The organism is Paralcaligenes ureilyticus (assembly GCF_004346225.1).
Classification (GTDB): Bacteria; Pseudomonadota; Gammaproteobacteria; order Burkholderiales; family Burkholderiaceae_B; genus Paralcaligenes; species Paralcaligenes ureilyticus.
In genome coordinates this window covers 56023-69479 of sequence record NZ_SMAJ01000009.1, presented here as the reverse complement: position 1 = coordinate 69479, position 13457 = coordinate 56023, and the positions used below count along the sequence as shown (strand labels likewise).

The 13457-nt window shown below is 60.9% G+C and carries 13 protein-coding genes; 3 read left to right on the top strand and 10 right to left on the bottom strand.

The annotated features are described in order from the left end of the window. Positions 1-184: 184 nt before the first annotated feature. The 6 genes from EDC26_RS12695 to uraH all read right to left on the bottom strand — a co-directional run bounded on the left by EDC26_RS12695 (position 185) and on the right by uraH (position 4312). Positions 185-952 (bottom strand): anti-sigma factor, encoded by a 768-nt coding sequence (locus tag EDC26_RS12695; RefSeq protein WP_132583145.1) that lies wholly within the window; start codon positions 950-952, stop codon positions 185-187. After that, on the bottom strand, positions 949-1503 hold the full coding sequence (locus EDC26_RS12690; protein WP_132583143.1) for a sigma-70 family RNA polymerase sigma factor: 555 nt from the start codon (positions 1501-1503) through the stop codon (positions 949-951). The genes EDC26_RS12695 and EDC26_RS12690 overlap by 4 nt, the downstream gene beginning before the upstream one ends. A 70-nt stretch (positions 1504-1573) precedes the next feature. Beyond that, on the bottom strand, positions 1574-2122 hold the full coding sequence (locus EDC26_RS12685) for a fasciclin domain-containing protein (protein WP_132583277.1): 549 nt from the start codon (positions 2120-2122) through the stop codon (positions 1574-1576). Between the two features lie 94 nt (positions 2123-2216). Further along, positions 2217-2504, bottom strand: coding sequence for a 4a-hydroxytetrahydrobiopterin dehydratase (locus tag EDC26_RS12680; protein ID WP_132583141.1), 288 nt, complete (start codon positions 2502-2504; stop codon positions 2217-2219). Between the two features lie 165 nt (positions 2505-2669). After that, positions 2670-3869 carry a urate hydroxylase PuuD gene (locus tag EDC26_RS12675; protein WP_132583139.1) on the bottom strand — a complete coding sequence of 400 codons (1200 nt, stop codon included), beginning with the start codon at positions 3867-3869 and terminating at the stop codon, positions 2670-2672. An 89-nt stretch (positions 3870-3958) separates the two neighbouring features. After that, entirely contained in the window at positions 3959-4312 is a 354-nt protein-coding gene (gene uraH, locus EDC26_RS12670) for a hydroxyisourate hydrolase (protein ID WP_132583137.1), read from the bottom strand. Positions 4313-4429: 117 nt separating this feature from the next. Between uraH and EDC26_RS12665 the strand changes: the two genes are divergently transcribed. The 3 genes from EDC26_RS12665 to alc are packed head-to-tail and all read left to right on the top strand — an operon-like array spanning position 4430 to position 7179. After that, positions 4430-5188 carry a GntR family transcriptional regulator gene (locus EDC26_RS12665; protein WP_132583135.1) on the top strand — a complete coding sequence of 253 codons (759 nt, stop codon included), beginning with the start codon at positions 4430-4432 and terminating at the stop codon, positions 5186-5188. Positions 5189-5203: 15 nt separating this feature from the next. Then, positions 5204-6136 (top strand): allantoinase PuuE, encoded by a 933-nt coding sequence (gene puuE, locus EDC26_RS12660; RefSeq protein ID WP_207915141.1) that lies wholly within the window; start codon positions 5204-5206, stop codon positions 6134-6136. Next, entirely contained in the window at positions 6133-7179 is a 1047-nt protein-coding gene (alc, locus tag EDC26_RS12655; RefSeq protein ID WP_132583133.1) for an allantoicase, read from the top strand. Before puuE ends, alc begins: the two co-directional genes overlap by 4 nt. On the opposite strand, the gene guaD is transcribed toward alc, so the two are convergent. The 4 genes from guaD to xdhA are packed head-to-tail and all read right to left on the bottom strand — an operon-like array spanning position 7169 to position 13423. Continuing rightward, entirely contained in the window at positions 7169-8524 is a 1356-nt protein-coding gene (gene guaD, locus EDC26_RS12650; protein WP_425012637.1) for a guanine deaminase, read from the bottom strand. The two genes, alc and guaD, sit on opposite strands and share 11 nt — an antisense overlap. A 17-nt stretch (positions 8525-8541) precedes the next feature. Beyond that, positions 8542-9582: a xanthine dehydrogenase accessory protein XdhC gene (gene xdhC / locus EDC26_RS12645; protein ID WP_132583131.1), complete on the bottom strand. Its 1041-nt coding sequence runs from the start codon at positions 9580-9582 to the stop codon at positions 8542-8544. Further along, positions 9566-11932, bottom strand: a complete 2367-nt coding sequence (xdhB, locus tag EDC26_RS12640) for a xanthine dehydrogenase molybdopterin binding subunit (protein WP_132583129.1) — start codon at positions 11930-11932, stop codon at positions 9566-9568. Before xdhB ends, xdhC begins: the two co-directional genes overlap by 17 nt. A gap of 9 nt (positions 11933-11941) precedes the next feature. After that, a complete protein-coding gene (gene xdhA / locus EDC26_RS12635; protein WP_132583127.1) occupies positions 11942-13423 on the bottom strand; it encodes a xanthine dehydrogenase small subunit in 1482 nt (493 codons plus the stop codon). Between the last annotated feature and the right edge of the window lie 34 nt (positions 13424-13457).

Here is a 13457-nt window from a genome sequence, read left to right as displayed (position 1 = left end):
GAGCAGGTCTCGTCACTTTACCCCAAGTTTATGACGGCGGATTTGGCAGCCACAAGGGCTGCCGCTACGTGAACGACGGGTAGGTTCTGTAGCGGCACCCCTTGTGGGTGCCAGGTCGGCAATCCAGGCGATATCTACAAAACCGTATCCGCAAATTTCGTAGCGGCACCCCTTGTGGGTGCCATCAAATACGGCCCACCTTGCCGGCATAGAGCACCGCGCCCGTGGGCTGGCCGGTAGGCGAACCTCCGGCCGGCTCCAGGCTGACCGCCAGGGTCACGTCGGATCCCAGACGGCCTTTGTCCAACGCTATCACCGTACTCGCCTGGGCCTTGATCAACCCCAACGATGCGGGCTTCTGTCCTTTGGCAATCAGCCACAATTGCAGGCTGTGTCCGGTCTCAGGGATTTCCATATTCAGCGGCGTAAGCACCAGCTGCCGATGACGGGCATCGAAACTGGCCACCATCTGCCGAGCGGATCCGGCCTGCGTGCTGGCCAGCACGGCAACCGGACGGGGCGCGATATCTTCCCCATTCCATACCAGCAGACGCGGCCAGAAGAGCGTCACAACAAGACTGGCCGCCAGTGCAAAACTGAAAAATTGCCAGCCACGTTGCACTCTCTTGGTGCCGCCGCTCGCGCCGGCGCCCCTAACAGGCGCCGAATCCGGCGCAGACGCTGGCGCGACAACCTGCTCCCGAAAATCAGCCATCGGAGCCGGAGACTGCGCGGGCAAACGCAATTGAATCGTGCGCCATACGCGGCCGGGAGGCTCAAGCGGCACGTCGGCCGCATCCAGCGCGCTTAACGCTTCCTGCCACCGGGATACTTCGGCCGCCAAGGCCGCATCTCTTGCCATCAATACTTCAAAACGGCGTCGCGCCGGGCCACGCAAAGTTCCCAGAACGTATTCGGCTGCCGTCATCTCGTAACGCGTGCGCTCGTTCATAGCCCCAGGCATCCTTTCAACTGGCTCAGGCCGCGGCGTATCCAGCTTTTGGTCGTCCCCAAAGGGCTGCCGATCTGCGTGGATATTTCATCGTGCGACAAGCCATGGTAATACGCCAACACGATGCTTTGACGCTGCTGGGCCGAAAGCCGATCCAGGCAATCGCCCAGACGACGAGCGCTATCGACCTGCAACAGTTGCTCGAGCGGATTGCGATCCAGGCTTGGAAGCTCATTGAGCGTCAGGTCGTCGAGTTCATCGCACCGATTGTCGGCACCGCGCAACCAGTCTATGGCTCGGTTGCGCACAATGTTGGTCAGCCACGTTAATGGTGCGCTGCTTTCCGGGTTATAGCTGGCGGCCTTGTTCCATACCGTTATAAAACTGTCCTGCAATACCTCCTCGGCCCAGACCGGGCGCTTGAGCAAGCGCAGGGCCACCGCGTACAGACGCGGCGACAGGCTTTTATAGAGCGTTTCAAAGGCATTGCGATCGCCCTGCGAAACCGCGTTTAGCAACTGCCGATGGTCCGCATCGGAATGTACAACCATTTAGCACTTGCCCTCGAATTGGCTGATCTTGCCGCAATGATCTGGCAAGATCAGCGTCCTTGCATGTCTGTTATTTAGGTAGCAACACCTTGTCCACCACATCGATCACACCATTTTTTTGCATGACATCGTAGGTGCTGATATTGGCTACACCACCCGATGCGTCCTTGACCTGGACATTGCGTGGTCCATTCATCATAAAGGTCAATGTACCACCGGACGCCGTTTTCAGTTGGGCATGGCCGCCGCCCTTCTTGATCAGCATTTCCAGGTCACCCTTGGTGTATTTTCCTGGAACCACATGGTAGGTCAGTACCTTAACCAGTTGCGCCTTGTTCTCGGGCTTGAGCAGCGTTTCCACCGTTCCGGCAGGCAGGCCGCCAAATGCGGCATTGGTTGGCGCAAACACGGTAAACGGCCCTTTGCTCTCCAACGTATCCACCAGGCCGGCGGCTTTCACGGCCGCAACCAACGTCGTGTGATCTTTCGAATTTACGGCGTTTTGAACTATATTTTTTTGCGGGTACATGGCTGCGCCACCCACATCCACCGTTGCCGCGGTGGCAACACCCGTCATCATTAGCGACGACACCAATATCGAGCGAATTGCTGTTTTCATCATTATTCCTTTCAGATAGGTAAAGGTAAGCAGGCCCTACCTGTACATATACGAAAGGAAAACGGATTCGGATGCAGCCCCAGGCAAAAATAACCTAAATCAGCTGGTCGATGAATACGGCCAAGGACACATCGCGTTGCGTGATGCCGTGGGCGTCGTGGGTGGTGAGCGTAATGCTGACCCGGTTATAGACATTGGACCATTCGGGGTGATGATCCATTTTTTCAGCCTGCAAGGCGACGCGGCACATGAAGCCGAACGCTTCGTTGAAATCCTTGAAGACAAATGTTTTTTGTATCGCATCGCGCGACTCGACGGCCGACCAGCCCTCCAGCAAAAGCAACGCCGACGGGGCGCCGATTAATTTAAGTTCTGCTTTCATGACAAGCCTCCCGTGTTCAGTGAAATGCTCTGACATGTGACTATAGTAGCCCAGACGCGACACGGGATTCGACATGTACCGGATTTTCCGGCGCGTTGGCAGCCACAAGGGCTGCCGCTACAGATCAACAGGGCGATCACAACGGCCGCCCACGCACACCATTACCTATTGCTGCGTCCAACTGGCAATGGCGGCACGCTCGGCATCGGTCATTTTCGTCATATTGGCGAGCGGCATGTACCGGCTGGCCACGACCTGCTTGATCTGAGCCGCGCGCGCCACGATCTGATCGGCGGCGTCAAACATAATGCCGGCTGGCGCCGAGGCGAAACCGGCCTGTGTCGGTTTCGCCGAATGGCACTCCACGCAGCGCGCCGCTACGATGGTTCGCACCTGATCCAGGCTGACAACCCCTTTTGCGTCGGCGGCGGGCGTGGCGGCCGGCGCCGCCAGCCAGCCTATGGCCAGCAGCATGACAACGCCCACAATCGGATACGCAAGCTGGTTCTTGCCGCTATGGCGCAATACAAAATACTGACGGATCACCGCGCCGGCGAAAATGAACAGGCTCATGATGATCCAGGCATACGGGCCGGAATAGGTAAAGGAGTAATGATTGCTCAGCATCAGGAACACGACAGGCAACGTGAAATAGGTGTTGTGCACGGAACGTTGTTTGCCGCGCTGGCCGTCCAGCGGGTTGGGGGCCTGGCCCGCCTTCAAGGCATCAACCATGCGTCGCTGGCCGGGAATGATCCAGAAAAACACATTGGCCGACATGCACGTTGCCATCACCGCGCCGGTAATCAGGAAAGCGGCGCGCCCGGGGAATATCTGCGTGCTCAGGTAGGCCACCGCAACCATCATCACGCCAACGGCCGCGCTAAGCAGCCCGTCGTCCTCCATGTTGGGGCTGATGCGACGGCACATCTGCGAATAAAGGACATAGCCAAGCACCAGAAAAGCAACTGCCAGTACGCTGGCCTGCGTGCCGCTCATCGCCGCCGCCCAGGCCCACGGGCTGCCGGGGTTGACCAGATAGAAGGCCGGATTGAACAGATACAGCACCGTGAACAGACCGAACCCCGACAGCCAGGTAACATAGGCTTTCCAGAACGACCAGTGCAAATCGTTGGGCAATTCAGCCGGATTGGTCAGGTATTTCTGGTTGTGATAGAAGCCGCCCCCGTGCACCGACCACATTTCGCCGAATACACCCAGCTTTTTGCTCTGCTCGCCGCGCGGCGGATGCAGGCTATTGTCGAGCATGACGAAATAAATCGACTCGCCTATCCACGCAATGGCGGCTATGACATGCAGCCAGCGCAGCAGCAGATTGCCGAATTCAAGTGCAAAAGCTTCCATGAAAAGTCTCTAGGTACGGTGGGGGCCGAAGTGGCGGATGGCAGCCACGAGGGCTGCCGCTACATCTACGTCAAGCCGGGGAGGCGGCTTTAGTTGCCTCGATACGTGGACCAGGACCAGGGCGTGAACATCAGTGGCACATGGTAGGTTTGGGCCGGCTTGGCCACCCCGAAGCGCAGGGCGATCTGGTCGACGAACCGGGGCTCGGGAACCGGCACGCCCTTGGCCGCGAAATAGTCGCCGGCATGAAAGATCAGTTCATAAACGCCTTGCAGCATCGCGTCTCCCTGCAGCAGCGGTTCGTCGCAACGACCATTGCTGCCGCTGACGGCTTGCTTCAGCAATTTACGATCTGCGCCGTTGATGCGGTAAAGGTCGATACGGACGCCTTGCGCCGGGACGCCGTGCATGGTGTCCAGTACATGGGTGGAAATCTTTCCCATGATTATCTCCGGTTAAACGTGAAAGCGACTGATCGCCAATAATTGTCAACAATTTATGTTGACGATTCTGTTCCCATCCCCAATAATTGTCAATACTTTGATCCGGTAATTTTTCCTATGCTCCATCTGAATTCTCATCACGACGTTTCGGCGGACCTGGACGCGCCCAAGGCCTCTTCCCTGCGCAGCGCCCAGGGGTCCGCGTCAAGGACAGAGATCGAGCGCGTCTATGACGATATTTTCGACGCCGTCATGGATCGCCGTCTATTGCCGGGCACCAAGCTGACAGAAACGGCCTTGTGCGCCGTGTTCACCTGCTCGCGCACCACCGTGCGCGCGGCCCTGTCTCAACTGGCGCACGACAAGATCGTCGTCATCCAGGCCAATCGCGGGGCCTTTGTGTGGCAGCCCAGCAGCAAGGAAACCGAAGACGTGTTCGCAATGCGCCGCGCCCTCGAGGGCATGACCCTCGATATGCTCCTGGCGCTGCCCGACCTGCCGGCGCGCCTGGCGCCTTTGTACGATATGGTGGATCGCGAGCGCCGCGCGTTCGAATGCGGCGACCGCATCAGCTGGATCCGCCTGTCCAACGCATTCCACGTCGAAATGGCGCGCCTTCTGGGCAATCAGGTCTTGACCGAAATGCTCCACAGCCTGTGCGCGCGCACCTCGCTGGTCATCGCCTATTACGACACCCCGGACGACAGCGCATGCTCGTACTTCGAACACCAGGACATCCTCGACAAGCTTTCCCGTCATGATGCCCACGCCGCAAAGGCGGCGATGCACCATCACCTTGAAGACTGCGAGCATCGCATGAACGAGCCTGAAAAAGGACCCGTTGATCCCTGGCTCGCCTTCGCCGTCAAACGTTGATTTATGAGAGTGCCGATGCCACCAGAAAATTACCCGCGCGACCTGATCGGCTATGGCCGCAACCCGCCCCACCCTCATTGGCCGGATCGCGCGCGCGTCGCCGTGCAGTTCGTGCTCAATTACGAAGAAGGGGCCGAGAATTGCGTGCTGCACGGCGACCCGGCCTCGGAACAGTTCCTGTCCGAAATCATCGGTGCCGCCGCCTACCCCGACCGCCACCTTTCCATGGAATCCATCTACGAATACGGATCGCGCGCCGGCGTTTGGCGGGTACTGCGCGAGTTCGAGCGGCGCGGCCTGCCGCTCACCATTTTTGCGGCCGGCATGGCGCTCGAGCGCAACCCCGACGTGGCTCGGGCCTTTGTGGAACTCGGCCACGAAATCGCCTGCCACGGCTACCGCTGGATCCACTACCAATCGGTACCCGAAGCGCTCGAACGCGAGCACATCCAGCGATGCACCGAGGTCGTCTCGAAGGTGCTGGGCCGCCATCCGGAAGGCTGGTACACCGGCCGCGACAGCCCCAACACGCGCCGCCTGGTCATGGAAGAAGGCGGCTATTTGTACGACTCGGATTACTACGGCGACGATCTGCCGTTCTGGACGCAGGTCGAGTTGAAGGACGGCGTGAAAAAACCCCAGCTTATCGTGCCCTATACGCTCGACACCAACGACATGCGCTTTGCCTCGCCCCAGGGCTTCAATTGCGGCGAACAGTTCTTCACCTATCTGAAGGACGCCTTCGACGTGCTGTATGCCGAAGGCGACACGGCGCCCAAGATGATGTCGGTCGGCCTGCACTGCCGGCTGAGCGGGCGGCCCGGACGCTTCGCCGCCCTGCAACGCTTTCTCGACTATGTGCAAAAGCATGATCGCGTCTGGATCCCCACTCGCGCCGCGATTGCGCGCCACTGGATAACGCAACATCCCTGGAGCCATTCACAATGACAACGCCCGAACTTCCCACTGCAACGTCCGCCCCCCGGCAGATTGATGTCCCCTCGTTTGCAACCCGCCACGCCAACTTGGCCAACGCCGATTTCGGCGCCCAGGTGTTGTCGTGTTCCGACGAATTCTTCGCCGCTGCGCAACGCGTCCTGCAATCGTCCGATCCGGTATTCATTGCAGGCAAATTCGACGACCACGGAAAATGGATGGACGGCTGGGAAACGCGCCGCCGCCGCAACGGCGGCCACGACTTCGCCGTGATCCGCCTGGCGTTTCCGGGCATCATCAAAGGCCTGGATATCGACACCCGCCATTTCACCGGCAACTTCCCGCCGGCCGCATCGGTGCAGGCCTGCCACAGCCAGAGCGATCCGGACGATCGCACGCAATGGACCACCATCGTGGCCACTCGCTCGCTCGCGGGCGACTCGCATCATTTCGTCGAAATCGCGGGCGACGAGCGCGTGTGGACCCATCTTCGGCTGAATATTTTCCCCGACGGCGGCGTGGCGCGCCTGCGTGTCTACGGCCAGCCCGCCTGCGACTGGGAGGCCCTGGACCACAACGCCCTGCACGAGGTATCGGCGTTGCGCAACGGCGGGCGCATCGTCGCCTTCAACGACGCACACTACGGCGGCATACCGTTCCGTCTGCTCATGCCCGGGCGCGGCGTCAACATGGGCGATGGCTGGGAAACCCGCCGCCGACGCGAGCCCGGCAACGACTGGTGCCTGATCGAACTGGGCCACGCCGCCGTGGTGAAGAAAATTGAAGTCGATACGGCGCACTTCAAAGGCAATTATCCCGATCGCGTTTCCCTCCAGGCCGCGCTCGTCGCCGAATCGACTGACGAATCCCTGGTCACGCAGGCCATGTTCTGGCCGCAGCTGCTAGGCGAACAAGCCATGCAAATGGATCATCAACATTTTTTCGAAGGCCCGCAACTCAGCGATCTGGGCGCCGTCAGCCACGTACGCGTCAACATGTTTCCCGATGGCGGTATCAGCCGCGTGCGCATCTGGGGCCACCTGGTCAAGGGTTGACGCGTTCCTCGCGCCGATGGACGCCGCGCCCCGCCGCGTAGGTGGCGGCGACGGCGCGATCATCGCCCAGCATCGCGAAAGCGAACAATAGCTCTTCCAGCGAATCGGCGTGAGCCGTCCGGCGCGCAAGAATAGGCGTTGCCTGCGGGTCGAGCACCACAAAATCGGCCTCCGCGCCGGCCGCCAGAGTGCCGATGCGCCCGCCCAGATCAAGCGCTTGCGCCGCGCCTTCCGTGGCCAGATAAAACATCGTCTCTGCGCTCAGGTGGTAGCCCGACAGCCGGGCCACCTTATGCGCTTCATTCATGGTTTGCAGCATCGAAAACGACGAGCCGCCGCCGACGTCCGTCGCCAGGGTAACCTGGGCGCGGCTGGCCTTGGCCGCGGCAAAGTCGAACAGGCCGCTGCCCAGGAACTGATTCGACGTCGGGCAGTGCGCCGCGACCGCGCCGCTGTCGTGCAGGCGGCGCAGATCCACCTCATCGAGCCAGATGCAGTGTCCATACACGGCGCGCCGGCGCAGCAGCCCATAGTGGTCGTAAATATCCAGATAACTGCGATGGCCCGGAAAGAGCTCGGCCGCCCACTTCACTTCGTCTTTGTTTTCCGCCACATGGCTCTGGATGAACACATCCCGATAGCGCTGGGCCAGCTCGCCGCATACCCCCAGCTGCGCGTCGCTCGACGTGGGCGCAAAACGCGGCGTCAAGGCATACATCTGGCGGCCCTTGCCATGCCAGCGCGCAATCAGCGCTTCGCTGTCGCGCGCACCGGATTGCGCCGTATCGCGCAGGAATTCAGGACAGTTCCGATCCATCAGGACCTTGCCGGCCACCATGCGCAGATTGCGCGCATGGCTCTCGGCAAAAAAGGCCTCGACCGAACCCGGATGAACCGTGCAATACACCAGCGCGCTGGTGGTGCCGCAGCGCAACAGTTCGTCAAGGAAAAACCGCGCCACGTCGGCGGCATAATCCGGATTATCGAAGCGCCGCTCCGTCGGAAATACGTAAGACTCCAGCCAGGGCAGCAGGCCGGGCGAAGGCGAGGCGATCATATCGGTCTGCGGATAGTGGATATGCGTATCGATGAAGCCCGGAATAATCAGCTTGCCGCGCCAGTCCACTATCGGAACATCGGCGCCCAACGCGGGCGCAAGCACGCCATAATCGCCCACCTGCGCGATGCGGCCGTCTTCAACCAGCAATAAGCCATCGGAGTGTTGCACGGTCAAACGATGTTCCGGATCGTTGCCCGCCCGCGCCTTGAAATACAGCAGTTGGGCCCGATAGGCGGTTCGTTTTCCAGAGGCGGCGATGGCGCCAGAGGGATGCATCGGGCTCATGAATTCTTCCTGTAATGTTATCTGACGAGTAGATCGGCCGCAGCCATGGCGTGAGCAGGGGAATCGCCACGCGCGGATTCCAATTGATCTTCGAGTTCCCGAACGCGCAGCAACTGGGCGGCGACCGCCACCGCGATGACCTCCGGCGCTTTTCCGGTGATGCCCTCGATGCCTATCGGACAGGCCATGCGCGCGAGGCGTTCCGGCCCGATCCCCCGATCCCGCAAACGATGTTCGAATTTCCGGCGTTTGGTGCGCGAGCCGATAAGGCCGAAATAGGCGAAATCGTCGCGCTGGAAAATTTGCTGGCACAAGCGCTGATCGAGCGTGTGGCTATAGGTCATAACCAGGAAATAGCTGTGCGGCGGCGCCTGATCGATGAACGCCTCGGGCGCATCGGTCGCTTCGACAATGACATTGGATGGCCATGCCGCCGGAAATTGTGCGTCGCGTTCGTCGACCCACGTCACCGTACAGGGCAGCGTGCCGAGAATCTTCACCAGGGCCTGCCCAACGTGGCCGGCGCCAAACAGTACGATATTAAAGCCCTGGGGAGCAACGATGTCCGTCAATTCGCTCTCGTCGCCCTTTTGCCACAGGCTGCAGGCATCGCGCCTGTGGCCGCCATTTCCCGACGTATCCAGCATGACCGGCGCGGCCGCGCCGGACGGCGAAAGCACCACGCGGCGCACGCAGGCGCGCCCCTGATGCAGGCATGTCGCGAGCGACCCTATCCAGCCCAGGTCGGCAGGGCTCAGCACCTCAAAGGCCAGGGTGGCGACACCGCCGCAGCATTGACCCAGGCTGGGTCCCAATGACAACCGCTCAATATGGCGAGCGCCGTACGCGCAATCCGCCTCAAGCATCTGCCGCGCAATTTCGGCGGCGCGCCACTCCAGATGGCCTCCCCCTATGGTTTGCCATTGCTGTTCGCGCGCCACCAGCATCTTGGCGCCCGCCTCGCGCGGCGTTGATCCTTCGGCTCGGGCAACGGTGACCAGCACGACGGATTCGCCCGCGGCCAGCAAGCGTCCGGCTTCGTTAACCCAGGTGATCATCGGCGTGCGTCCCGCGCAGCCCGGCCAGCGCATTCAGAATGGCTTCCGGCGTGGCCGGGGCGTTGAGCGCCGGCTCAAGGCGATAATCGGCCGTGCTGGCCACCGCGTCGCGTATCGCGTTGAACACGCTAAACGGCAACAGCAGGGGCGGCTCGCCCACGGCCTTGGAGCGATAGATCGAATCCTTGATATTGCGATTCTTGAACAGCTTCACCCTGAAATCCGCCGGACAGTCGTTAATGGCAGGGATCTTGTAGGTTGACGGCGCATGCGTGAGCAACCTGCCGTCCTTGCTCCAGCACAAGTCTTCTGTCGTCAGCCATCCCATGCCCTGGATGAAAGCACCCTCTACCTGACCCGTATCGATGGCCGGGTTGATGGACTGCCCGACATCGTGCAACAAATCGGCGCGCAACAATTTCCATTCACCGGTCAGGGTGTCGATCAGCACTTCCGAGACTGCCGCGCCGTAAGCGTAGTAATAAAACGGCTTGCCCGTCATGGTCGCCTTGTCCCAGCGTATTCCGGGCGTAGCATAAAAGCCCTCGGACCAAAGCTGGGTCTGCTCCCAATAAGCCCCGTCGACCACCTCGACAAAAGGAATGGCGCGCTCATTGACCATGACCTGGTTATTCGCAAATACGACCGAGTCCGCGGACCCTCCGTAGCGCTTGGCGGCATATTTGGCCAGGCGGCGGCGAATCTTCGAGGCCGCGTCCTGGGCCGCTTTGCCGTTCAAATCCGAGCCGGTCGAAGCCGCCGTGGCCGACGTATTGGCAACCTTACTGGTGTCGGTTGCGGTGATTCGAACATGTTCCATATCCAGGCCCAGCTCATTGGCGACCACCTGGGCGACCTTGGTATTCAGGCCCTGCCCCATTTCGGTACCGCCATGATTGACCAGCACCGAGCCGTCCCGATAGACATGCACGAGGGCGCCCGCCTGATTAAAGGCTGGGACATTGAAGGAGATGCCGAATTTCACCGGGGTCAGCGCCAGGCCTTTCTTCAACACCGGGCTTGTGCCATTGAAGATGCGCGCCGCCGCGCGGCGGGCCCGGTAGTCGCTCGTGGCTTCGAGCTCGGCCACGAGGGGATGCAAGACGTTGTCGAGCACGATTTGCCCGTACGGCGTGGTGTTGCGCTCGCCCACGCCATAAAAATTGATGCGTCGTATATCCAGCGGGTCGCGGCCAAGCCGGCGGCCTATCATGTCCAGAATCACTTCCATCACCAGCGCGCCCTGGGGGCCGCCGAAACCGCGAAAGGCCGTATTGGACTGGGTATTGGTTTTTCCGCACAAGGCGGAAATGGCCACGTCGGGCAGGTAATACGCGTTGTCGACGTGACAGACGGCGCGTGTCGCCACGGCCTCGGACAAATCGGCCGAATAGCCGGCATTCAAGGTCATGTCCAGATCGACTCCCAGGATCCGCCCCTCGTCGTCGAAGCCCACTTCATACTGGTAATAAAAGCCGTGGCGCTTGCCGGTAATCATGAAGTCATCGTCGCGATCGAGGCGCAGCTTGACCGGACGATTCAGGCGCGTGGCGCAGACGGCCGCCACACAGGCAAACAGGGCCGATTGCGACTCCTTGCCGCCAAAACCGCCGCCCATGCGGCGGCATTCAACCAGGACCTGATGCGAATGCCAACCCAGCGCATGAGCCACCAGCGCCTGCATTTCGCTGGGATGCTGCGTCGAGCACCAGACATGCACCCCCCGGCCTTCTTTAGGCACGGCATACGAAACCTGCCCTTCCAGATAAAACTGTTCCTGGCCCTTGCATTCGAAGGTGCCGGCCAGCCTGTGCGGCGCATGGGCGATAGCCTCTGCCGGATCGCCGCGCTTCAAATGCATGGGCGGCAGCACCCCGGCATGCGCGGCCTTGGCCTGCTGCGGCGTATAAATCGCCGGCAATTCCTCATACTGAATCACGGCCAGACGCGCCGCGCGCCGGGCCGCGTCCTGGCTTTGCGCCACAACGGCGAAAACCGGCTGGCCGATATACTGCACCACCGCGTCGGCCAACAAAGGGTCGTCGTGCAGCACCGGACCGCAATTGTTTTCGCCGGGGATATCGGCCGCCGTCAATACCGCCACCACGCCGGGCGCACGACGCACCGGATCCAGGTCGAGCGCAACGATGCGGGCGTGCGCCTTTTGCGAAAGCCCCAGGGCGCAGTGCAGGGTGCCGTGCAATTCCGGGATGTCATCGGTGTACGTTGCTTCGCCGCTGACATGCAGGCCGGCCGATTCGTGCGGATGGGACGCGCCCAGTGGCGTGCCGACCGCACTGGCCGCAGTCACGACTTGCACAGGCATAAAAGCTTCGGATCGAACGTTCATGATGCCTCCTCAGACCGTCGCCGCGGCGGCAAAAACGCTGACTTGTTGCGAAGACAGCGGCGCCTCGCTGCGGGTTTCCAGAAAGAAGCGATACAACAGATTCTGCGCCGCGGTCAAACGATAGCCGCTGCTGGCCCGCATATCGGACAGCGGAGCATAGTCTTGCCGCAGCGCCTCCATGGCCTGGCGAACATGGGCTTCATTCCATGCCTTGCCCTCGATCGCCTGTTCGGCCTGCGAGGCGCGTTTGGGTGTGGCGGCCACACCGCCGAAGGCAAAACGCGCGCCACGCGCCGTCGTGCCATCGAGGGTAAGGGAAAATGCGGCGCATACGGCCGAAATATCCTGGTCGAACCGTTTTGAGAGCTTGTAGGTGCGAAAGCGCAGCGTAGGCGCGCGCAGCGGCACGCGTATGCCTTGCACGAATTCGCCCGCGTCCAGCGCGGTCTTTTGATAGGCGAGGTAAAAATCTTCCAGCGGCATTTCACGCAGCCGCTCGCCCTGGCGCAGCACAATGCGGGTGCCCAGGGCAATCAGGGCGGGCATCGAATCCCCGATGGGCGAACCGTTGGCGACATTGCCGCCCAGGGTTCCCGCATTGCGAATCGGAAACGAGGCAAAACGCTGGCGCAATTCGTCAAGCTCGGGGTAGAGCTCAACGAGCGCGTCAAACGCCTCGTTAAGGAGCGCCCCCGCCCCAATGTAAAGATGGCGGCCGTCGCTCGCGATTTCGCGCAATTGCGCGACCTGGCCGATATAGATCAGCTGCGGCAGATCGCGCATTTGCTTGGTGACCCACAGGCCCACGTCCGTGCTGCCCGCAAGCAGACGGGCGTCCGGATAGGCAAGACGCAAGTCGGCAAGCTGGCCAAGCGTGCGCGGGGCATAAAAAATCTGATCACCCGCCTGATAGGTAAAGGATGAGTCGCGTTGCAGCGCTTTAAGGGTCCGGGCCAGCGCCTTGCGGTCGAACTCCACCCGGGGCAGCTCGAACATGGCCTGGGCCGCATCGATAATGGGCCGATAACCGGTACACCGGCACAAATTGCCCGACAAAGTTTCGGTAATTTCGCTGCGCGAGGGCGCACCCGCCTCCACATCGTGATTGAGATACATATCCCACATCGACATCACAAAGCCGGGCGTGCAAAATCCGCACTGCGAACCGTGACAATCGACCATTGCCTGCTGCACCGGATGCAGCGCACCATCGGCAAGACGCAGGTCTTCGACGGTGAATAGCGCCTTGCCATCGAGCGCAGGCAAAAACTGGATACAGGCGTTGACCGCGCGCAGATCCACGCCGCCCGCATCGTTCAATTCGCCAATCACCACCGTGCACGCGCCGCAATCGCCTTCGGCGCATCCTTCCTTGGTGCCCGTACAACGCAGATCTTCGCGCAGGAACTGGAGGATTGTTCGCGTTATGGGCTGACCTGTTACCTCTTGCACCTGCCCGCGATGATAAAAGCGGATAGCTTGCGTCTCCATGATACGAATCCTGTTATTTGAATATATTCATCAA

Excerpts from the sequence above, each read along its gene's own strand:
- EDC26_RS12695 (WP_132583145.1), bottom strand. The coding sequence starts at position 952 with ATGAACGAGCGCACGCGTTACGAGATGACGGCAGCCGAATACGTTCTG.
- EDC26_RS12690 (WP_132583143.1), bottom strand. The coding sequence starts at position 1,503 with ATGGTTGTACATTCCGATGCGGACCATCGGCAGTTGCTAAACGCGGTT.
- EDC26_RS12685 (WP_132583277.1), bottom strand. The coding sequence starts at position 2,122 with ATGAAAACAGCAATTCGCTCGATATTGGTGTCGTCGCTAATGATGACG.
- EDC26_RS12680 (WP_132583141.1), bottom strand. The coding sequence starts at position 2,504 with ATGAAAGCAGAACTTAAATTAATCGGCGCCCCGTCGGCGTTGCTTTTG.
- EDC26_RS12675 (WP_132583139.1), bottom strand. The coding sequence starts at position 3,869 with ATGGAAGCTTTTGCACTTGAATTCGGCAATCTGCTGCTGCGCTGGCTG.
- uraH (WP_132583137.1), bottom strand. The coding sequence starts at position 4,312 with ATGGGAAAGATTTCCACCCATGTACTGGACACCATGCACGGCGTCCCG.
- EDC26_RS12665 (WP_132583135.1), top strand. The coding sequence starts at position 4,430 with ATGCTCCATCTGAATTCTCATCACGACGTTTCGGCGGACCTGGACGCG.
- puuE (WP_207915141.1), top strand. The coding sequence starts at position 5,204 with ATGCCACCAGAAAATTACCCGCGCGACCTGATCGGCTATGGCCGCAAC.
- alc (WP_132583133.1), top strand. The coding sequence starts at position 6,133 with ATGACAACGCCCGAACTTCCCACTGCAACGTCCGCCCCCCGGCAGATT.
- guaD (WP_425012637.1), bottom strand. The coding sequence starts at position 8,524 with ATGAGCCCGATGCATCCCTCTGGCGCCATCGCCGCCTCTGGAAAACGA.
- xdhC (WP_132583131.1), bottom strand. The coding sequence starts at position 9,582 with ATGATCACCTGGGTTAACGAAGCCGGACGCTTGCTGGCCGCGGGCGAA.
- xdhB (WP_132583129.1), bottom strand. The coding sequence starts at position 11,932 with ATGAACGTTCGATCCGAAGCTTTTATGCCTGTGCAAGTCGTGACTGCG.
- xdhA (WP_132583127.1), bottom strand. The coding sequence starts at position 13,423 with ATGGAGACGCAAGCTATCCGCTTTTATCATCGCGGGCAGGTGCAAGAG.